Origin of the sequence: Acidovorax delafieldii 2AN (genome assembly GCF_000175235.1) — a bacterium.
GTDB classification, from domain to species: Bacteria; Pseudomonadota; Gammaproteobacteria; order Burkholderiales; family Burkholderiaceae_C; genus Acidovorax; species Acidovorax delafieldii_B.
The window spans coordinates 1-1509 of sequence record NZ_ACQT01000475.1 but is presented as its reverse complement, the minus strand read 5'-3'; the positions used below and the strand labels follow the sequence as shown (position 1 = coordinate 1509).

Genomic DNA, 1509 nt, shown 5'->3' with positions numbered 1-1509 from the left:
TCGCCACCGTTGCCGCCGGGTTGCCGCGGTGGCGCCGAGCGTGGCGGCGGCGGCATACGCAACAAAAATGGGCGTGGCCGCCAAAGCAAGGCCATAGGTCGTCAGCACGACCGGAGTCCACAGCATGAACGCGCCCAGGAATGCCCCGGCGGCGATCCGGCAGCGGGGCACCGGTTCACGAAAGCACCGCTGCACCGCGAACCCCAGAAGCAGCCCGTACGCCAGCGCGCCGGCGGACTGCCACCACCCGTTGGCGGACAGCGCGAAATAGATCGGCCACAGACCCAGCACGCTGGCGGTGAAGAACAGCACGGCCGGAAAGCGGATGCGATGCAGCATGGTGCAAGAGGGCTCGAAAAAGGCGCAAGAGAGGCGGCACGCCGCGCCGCTCAAAAGCGGCTGCCCACGGACAGACGCCAGGCGTCCACGGGCGTGAAGTTGGTTTTCGGGTCCCAGGCGAGGCGCACGAACCATTCCGGCCAGTCGTAGCCGGCGGAGAACCCCCAGCGCCGGATGTGCTGGCCCTCCACCAGGCCGGTCTTGTACAGCGCGTCGAGGGTCAGGCGCTCGCCCACGGCCATGGGCTGGCGCCAGGTGAAGTGCAGGTGGCGCTGATCGGGGTTCTGCCGGTTGTCGCGCACGAGCTGGACCATGAACAGCCGGTTCTGCGTGTTGCGATGGCCCGCCGACAGCGTGTAGGCGTCGTTGGGGTCGAAGTTCAGGTTCCAGTAGGGGCGCAGGTTGGTGCGCCCCAGCCCCGCGCCCACGAACCAGGGGTCACCGGTTTCCGCCTGCACGCTGCCGCCCACGAATCCGCCGCTGGCCAGCTGGATCGACGGGCTGATACGCACGGCGGTGCCGTAGCTGTGGTCCCAGCCGGCGCGCCACTGGGTGGTGTCCTGCTGGGCCAGGCGGAAGTAGCCGAGCCAGACATTGCCCAGGTCGGAACTGCGGCGCAGGTTCACGTCCCAGCCCGTGGCGTGGTCGGACATGCGGTACATGCCGGTGGTGAATTTGTAGGTGACGGGCTCGGCAGGCGGCGGCTCGGCCGCAGGCTCTTGCGCGCCGGCCCGGGCCGCGCCCGCGGTGGCAAGCAGGGCGCTCAGAAGAATCGCGGTGCTGGAACGATGGAGGGGTTTCATCGGCGGCATCCAGGGGTTGACGGTGGCGCAATGGTAGGCGGTATCGGGATCGGCGCCCGCGCCCGGTGGCTGGGGGGATCTCGGGGCGGGCTGCGCTTCAGCGCTGCCGCCAGCGCCGCTGCCACTGGCGCTTGATGACCCGCGCCAGGCGCCAGGCCCATGTGGCCCGGGCACGCTCCAGCACGGCGTGCTTCATGCGCATCCAGCGCGCATAGGTCCAGGCAAACCAGTGCAGCTGCAGCAGCGCGGGCTGCGTGAGCGTGAACAACCGTGCCACCACGGCCGTACCCACCACCTTGGCCAGCACGATGACGAGCATGCCCAGCACCACGTGCCCGCGTCCCACGGCCCACAGGGCCAGCAGCTT

General features: G+C 69.7%; 3 protein-coding genes. All 3 read right to left on the bottom strand.

What is annotated here, in order from left to right:
• Window positions 1-339, bottom strand: a 339-nt coding sequence (locus ACDELDRAFT_RS22350; protein ID WP_005801114.1) for a hypothetical protein, incomplete at its 3' end; no start/stop codon positions are given.
• A gap of 50 nt (window positions 340-389) precedes the next feature.
• Window positions 390-1142 carry a hypothetical protein gene (locus ACDELDRAFT_RS22345; RefSeq protein ID WP_005801112.1) on the bottom strand — a complete coding sequence of 251 codons (753 nt, stop codon included), beginning with the start codon at window positions 1140-1142 and terminating at the stop codon, window positions 390-392.
• A gap of 97 nt (window positions 1143-1239) precedes the next feature.
• Window positions 1240-1509: hypothetical protein (locus ACDELDRAFT_RS22340; RefSeq protein ID WP_005801110.1), on the bottom strand; the 270-nt coding region annotated here is incomplete at its 5' end.

Excerpts from the sequence above, each read along its gene's own strand:
- ACDELDRAFT_RS22345 (WP_005801112.1), bottom strand. The coding sequence starts at position 1,142 with ATGAAACCCCTCCATCGTTCCAGCACCGCGATTCTTCTGAGCGCCCTG.